Origin of the sequence: Mesorhizobium sp. M7A.F.Ca.CA.002.04.1.1 (assembly GCF_004022805.1) — a bacterium.
GTDB classification, from domain to species: Bacteria; Pseudomonadota; Alphaproteobacteria; order Rhizobiales; family Rhizobiaceae; genus Mesorhizobium; species Mesorhizobium ciceri.
In genome coordinates, this window is record NZ_RZPL01000346.1 from 1 (window position 1) to 5752 (window position 5752).

General features: G+C 61.8%; 5 protein-coding genes and 1 pseudogene. All 6 read right to left on the bottom strand.

The features are described 5' to 3' along the window. Positions 1-134 (bottom strand): annotated as a pseudogene (locus ENZ75_RS18435) (NAD(P)(+) transhydrogenase (Re/Si-specific) subunit alpha); the annotation flags it as partial. A gap of 85 nt (positions 135-219) precedes the next feature. Continuing rightward, complete coding sequence (locus tag ENZ75_RS18440) at positions 220-444, bottom strand: aa3-type cytochrome c oxidase subunit IV (RefSeq protein ID WP_013528204.1); 225 nt, start codon at positions 442-444, stop codon at positions 220-222. A 206-nt stretch (positions 445-650) separates the two neighbouring features. Beyond that, positions 651-800, bottom strand: coding sequence for a DUF3096 domain-containing protein (locus ENZ75_RS18445; RefSeq protein ID WP_013528205.1), 150 nt, complete (start codon positions 798-800; stop codon positions 651-653). A gap of 119 nt (positions 801-919) precedes the next feature. Then, complete coding sequence (locus ENZ75_RS18450) at positions 920-1693, bottom strand: hypothetical protein (RefSeq protein ID WP_245481171.1); 774 nt, start codon at positions 1691-1693, stop codon at positions 920-922. A 341-nt stretch (positions 1694-2034) separates the two neighbouring features. After that, a complete protein-coding gene (locus ENZ75_RS18455; protein ID WP_063169839.1) occupies positions 2035-4347 on the bottom strand; it encodes an EAL domain-containing protein in 2313 nt (770 codons plus the stop codon). 144 nt (positions 4348-4491) lie between these two features. After that, positions 4492-5752 (bottom strand): DUF6537 domain-containing protein (locus tag ENZ75_RS18460; RefSeq protein ID WP_206617058.1); only part of this gene is annotated, 1261 nt, incomplete at its 5' end.

The following is a 5752-nucleotide window of genomic DNA, read 5'->3' on the forward strand; positions in this document are numbered from 1 at the left end:
GATTTCAGACCGGCACCGGCCTCGACGACGACGTCGAAGCCCAACGCCGCCAGCCGTTTCACCGTATCGGGCGAAGCCGCGACGCGCGGCTCGTTGGCATCGAGCTCACGAGGGATGAAAACCGTCTGTCCCACCGCATGATCCTTTCGGCCGGAAGCTATTTCCCGCAAGACGCCGGCCGGCCTCGCGGCGGCGCCGTGGACAAGATGTCGGAAAAATCTATCGGAGGATAAAGGCGCCGACAGCCAGAATCAGCACGAACAGAATGGTCGCCGAGAAGAAGCCGCCCGCGAAGAAGCCGAAGGCCATCGCCAGGAGCAGGGCGCCACAAAACAGCGAGCCGTACTTGGCCAGCGCGAGGAAGCCCGCATAGGTGCGGTCATGCTCGGCATAGTCCATCTTCGCGCCCAGTTCGACAGGACCAGTCGGCGAGTGATCAGCCATAGGAATACCCCTTCGAAGACATCTTTCAGGCACATAGCGAAAAGCCGCGCCGAGAGCAATGGCGCTATTGCCGCACAACAACCGACAACTGCCTCAAAGAAAGATTGAAGCCAGCAGTCGACGCCGCGACGGAGTCCGATCGCTGGATTCTGATGCTTGATGCGGAACTCCGAAGGGCGGACGCTTGCGTGGCCTAAGCCGGAGCCTCAGCCGGCTAGATGCGGAAATAGCCCGAGCAACCCGACGACGATCAGATAGAGCGCGACGATGTAGTTCAACAGCCTTGGCATGACCAGGATCAGCACGCCGGCGATCAGCGAGATGAGCGGGGTTAGCGCAAGTGTGGAAATGGTCATGGCGGGTTCCCTCAAAAACCTCAGATCGACCCGGAGCGCTGCTCGTGGCCTCACCCAGAACGCCGAAGTCGCCAAAAGGCTCCTGTCGGCCCTGCAAAATCGTGTGGATCCCTGCCGTATCAGGCGGCTTCGTGATAGTATTTTGCCGTCGGCAGGATGGTCAGCGGCGCGAGTTCCCCGACATGCGGCGTATCGAACAGCATGCGCTGCTCCATTGGCGTCGAGCGGAAGAACGGGAACCGTGAGAAGGACCGCTCGCGGATTGCGTTGACGTCGGCGCGGTAGAGCACGACCTTGTTGAAAACGCCCGGATAGGCGCGCGACTCGCTGATCTTCTCCGAGTAGTAGATACGCTTGTAGAAGCCGGCGTGATCCTCACGAATGGTCGACAGGCAGTAGGGCGCGTTGAAATGGAAGCACGCCATGCCGGCCAGCCGCAGCGTCAGGTAGGGAATCTGCGGGTAGACGCGCGACCATTCGGGATCGGACGCAAACCGGCTGGGACAGATGAAGCTCAGTCCGTCACGAAGCATCGGCATGACGATGTCGCCAAAGGCCTTGGTGGAAGGCGACATCGGCGTCGCCAAGGTGACGTGATGGATACGCAGCGTGCTGACGAGTTCCTGGTCGATATAGACCCCGAAGCGGTACACATTCGGTGCCTCGTCGAGCTCATCGTGAATGGTATGGTTTTCGTTGTCGGGCACCATATCGTTCGAGCGATATGACTTGTAGCGCAGGCGGTAGATGTCCTCGAGATCTTCGCCCTTGTCGCAGCGGCGGTACTCTGTCCGCTCAAGCATCGCCGAAACGTTGCGGGCGAAGCTGGACATGGTGTCGGCGGCGTCCTTGCCGTCCTCGCCCGTCACCGGACGAAGCGAACTCAACTGCACAATCATCAACTCAATCCCCGTACATTGCCGCCGCGATCCGACACTACGACAGGGTCTTGGGATGTAAAAGATGAAAACAGGAAGCAGCCCGTTTACCAGTCGTTAAGGTTAACGATTGCTAAAATAAAACTAAAATTGGTGGTTTTCTTCGTTTTCTGCGTCGCGACGGGGAAAGAGCGTGTCTCGAACATGACGGGAAGCGGCTGAAATTCTGGCATGGCCCGCGATGTGCAAAGAAACCTCGAATGCAGTGAATGCCTAAAGCCTGGGCGCCTGTTCAATCCTGATGGAAACAGGGATGGGCTCTCAGTGCCTGGGCACCATGCGCCAGGCGCCGCAAATCAGCGGCGTACCGCCTTTTTGGCGGTCCTGATATCCTTGGCGAAGGGCCATACCGTGTTCGACATCGTCTCGATGCCGGAAGCGCTGAGCGCCGAACCGAACAGGAACCCCTGGACAAGATCAGGCTTGACCTGCAGCGCCAGGATCTTGAGCTGCTCGAAGGTCTCGACCCCTTCGACGGTCACCGAAAGCCCCAGCGGCCGCGACAGGTTGACGATACCCTTGAGCAGCTCGAGCGAACGGGGATTCTGGGTGACGTCCATCAGGAAAGAGCGGTCGATCTTGATCTTGTCGAGCGGCAGCTTGTGCAGGTAGCTCAGGCTCGAATAGCCGGTGCCGAAATCGTCGAGCGCGATGCGCACGCCAAGCTGCTTCAGCTCCTCAATATACTGGCGCGTCAGCGACTTGTCGTCGAGCAGCGCCGTTTCGGTGACCTCGATCTCGAGCCTACTGGCGGCGAGGCCGGTGCCGGCCAACGCATCGCGAACCTTCTGGATGACATCGCGGCTGCGGAAATCCTTGGCCGAGAGATTGACCGAAACGCTGGTCTGGTCGGGCCATTTGGCGCATTCGGCGCAGGCTGCCTGCAGCACGAAGGTGCTGATCTCGGAAATGATGCCCATTTCCTCGGCAAGCGGAATGAAGATGCTGGGCGAGATTGGCCCGAGATCTGGATGATCCCACCGGCACAGCGCCTCGCAACTGGCGATACGCATGGTGCTCATCGCCACGATCGGCTGATAGACCACCCGCAGGCTCTTGCCCTCTACCGCGGTGCGCAGATCCGCCTTCATCAGCTGACGGTTGCGGAAGGCGGCATCCATCGAAGCTTCGAACAATCGCCAGCTGTTCTTGCCGAGTTCCTTGGCCTTGTAGAGCGCCAGGTCCGCCTTCACGATCATGGCGTCGACATCGGTATCCTTGACCCGTGACAGCACCGCGCCGCCGCTGGCCTGAATGCGCAGCCCGTGACCGGCGACGTCGACTTCCCCTTGCAGGCCGGCGAATATCTCGTCGAGCTGGCTGGTCAGATGGCTCTCATCCTCGACGCGGTCGAAGAAGATCATGAACTCGTCGCCACCGAAACGGCTGACCGTGATATCTTGCTTGGCAATGGCGCCAAGCCGCTCGGCAACGGCATAGATCAAGCCGTCGCCGATCGGATGGCCAAGCGTGTCGTTGACGCTCTTGAAATCGTCGAGATCGAGCACCGCAAGGCCGCAGAGACGGTCGCGATCGCCGGACGCCATGGCCTCGCCCACCAATTCATGGAAATAGGCCCGGTTGGGCAGGCCGGTGAGATTGTCGTAGCGTGCCATGAAGCGGATCTTGTCTTCCGCCTCGACACGGGCGGTGACGTCCTCGAAGGTGATGACGCCCAGTTCCTGGCTGCCCTCGCGAGCCGAGAACTCGTAATGCTGGCCGTTGGCGAGGGAAACCAGCACCTTGCGGTCGCGACCCTCACGCAGGGCACGCGTCAGCTGCGCCTCGATGTAGCGGCAATCCTTGGGCGCCAGCATGCCGCCGGCGACACCGCGCATCAACAGACCGTGGATCGACCGTCCGAGCAGCGCGTCGGGCGACTTGAGCGACATCAGATGCGCGGCCTCGGCATTGGCCACCGCGACGCGGCCGTCCGGACCGAGCATGACAAGGCCGTGCGACATGGTGTTGAGCGCCCGGTTGAAGCGCTGGGCAATGCGGTTGGCCTTCTTCTCTTCCGAGACGGCCGCAAAAAGCACATCGCGTACGGTGTTGGCGAATTTCCGGATGGCGAACAGGAACGGCGCCGACAGCAGCCCGAGGAGGACATGGTAGATGTCGCCGCGCAGCAGGAAGCCAAGCGAGATCGGCCAGGTCAAGGCAATGGTCAGGATGGTGACCATGCGCGGCGAGCCGTAGTTGCGGCCGGCGATGGAGGTCGCCGTCGCGAGCGTCAGGCAAACGGAGGCGATTTCGGCGAAACCATCGCGCGCGAAATAGATGCCGAGCAGGCAGAAAGCGCCAAGCGTCAAGCCATGCAGGGAGCCATAGAGAATGTAGTCATTCTCACGCTTGTGCGCCTCTTCCCAGGTCGTCGGCGACGGCATGCTGTTGTATTTTCGAAAGTTTCTCATGCGGAACACACCGATGAGAACCATCGAGATCGCGACCAGCAAATACCGCGGATCGCCGCCCTTCCACCAGACCAGGCCGATCAGGAAAGTCTGCGCGAGAATGCCGATCGAAAGCGTCAGCCCGTCGCGAAACAGGGTTTCCACGAACGGAATATAGACGTCGACCGGGATCTCGTTCTTTTTTCGCAGATTCAACGCCTGAATCCCAACCCTGGGGAGCCAAGCAGTGCCACATCCGCCTTAAGAAAGATTTAGAGAGACCCTCGCGCTCCTGCCGTCAAGCCGGGTGACGCAGCGGAAAGCAAGGAAACTGTCGTTCAGGTAAACAAGGCGTATCGGTCATTCGGCGGCCTGAAGTTCGGGCCGCGCCGGCGTACTCGACAGGCGTTCGAGCAGCCTTTGGCGCTCGCCGGCGGCCTTTTGCGCGCTGGCTTGGCGGACGTGGCCATAGCCGCGGATGAGGGCAGGCACCGAGGCCAGCGCAACCGCCGCATCGACCCTGGCTGGGGCCAACGATCCGGCGATGAGCTCCAGATCCGCCTCGTACCGCGCCAGCAGCTGCCGCTCCATGCGCCGTTCGGCGGTGTAGCCGAACAGGTCGAAGGCAGTGCCGCGCAGGCCCTTCATCGCCGCCAGCACGCGAAAACCCTTCATCATCCACGGGCCGAAGCTCGATTTCCGCGGGCTTCCGTCATTGCCGCGACGGCCCATGATCGGCGGAGCGAGGTGGAATTCGAGCCTTTCGTAGCTCTGGAACTGCTTGCCCAGTTCGGCGGCGAAAGAGCCGTCCGTGTAAAGACGCGCCACCTCGTATTCGTCCTTGATCGCCATCAGCTTGAACAGGTTCCTGGCGGCAGCCTGCGACACCGCGGTCGAACCAGGCACGGCCTTCGCTTCGGCGGCGCGCAACGCGGCCAGTTTTCCGGCATAACGCCTGCCATAGGCGGCGTTCTGATAGGCGGTCAGGAAGGCGACGCGGCGGGCAATGATGTCGTCCAGCGTCTCGGCGGTGTCCGTGGCCTGGCCTGCCTTTCCAGCCGCGGTCGGACCCGGCTGGGCAACCAGCCCGCGCACGAAATCCGGCTGATGGGCAGCGCGACGGCCCCAGCGGAAGGCGGCGATGTTCATCGCCACGGCTTCGCCATTGAGCTCGATCGCCTTCTCGACCGCCTCGGCGGACAGCGGCAGGCCGCTGTGCTGGAAGGCAAAGCCAAGCATGAACATGTTGGCGCCGAGCGAATTGCCGAAAAGTGCCGTGGCAGTGCGGGTGGCATCGAAGAAATGTGCCTTGTCGTCGCCCGCAGCCGCGCGGATCGCCTTTTTCAGCCGCTCTATCGGCAACGAAAAATCGGCCGAGCGGGCGAATTCGCCGGGCATGATCTCGGCGGTGTTGGCGACGAAGATGGTGTGGCCCTCGCGCACCGCGGTCAGCACCTTCTTGGCGCCCGACACGACGAGATCGCAGCCAAGCACGAGATCGGCCTTCCCCGCCGAAACGCGGATTGCATGGATGTCGTCCGGGGTACGAGCGATGCGGACATGGGTGAACACCGAGCCGCCCTTCTGGGCGAGGCCGGCCATGTCGATCATGCCGCAGCCC

What these genes read in the sequence shown, in the direction of transcription:
- ENZ75_RS18440 (WP_013528204.1), bottom strand. Translation starts at nt 444, where the DNA reads ATGGCTGATCACTCGCCGACTGGTCCTGTCGAACTGGGCGCGAAGATG.
- ENZ75_RS18445 (WP_013528205.1), bottom strand. Translation starts at nt 800, where the DNA reads ATGACCATTTCCACACTTGCGCTAACCCCGCTCATCTCGCTGATCGCC.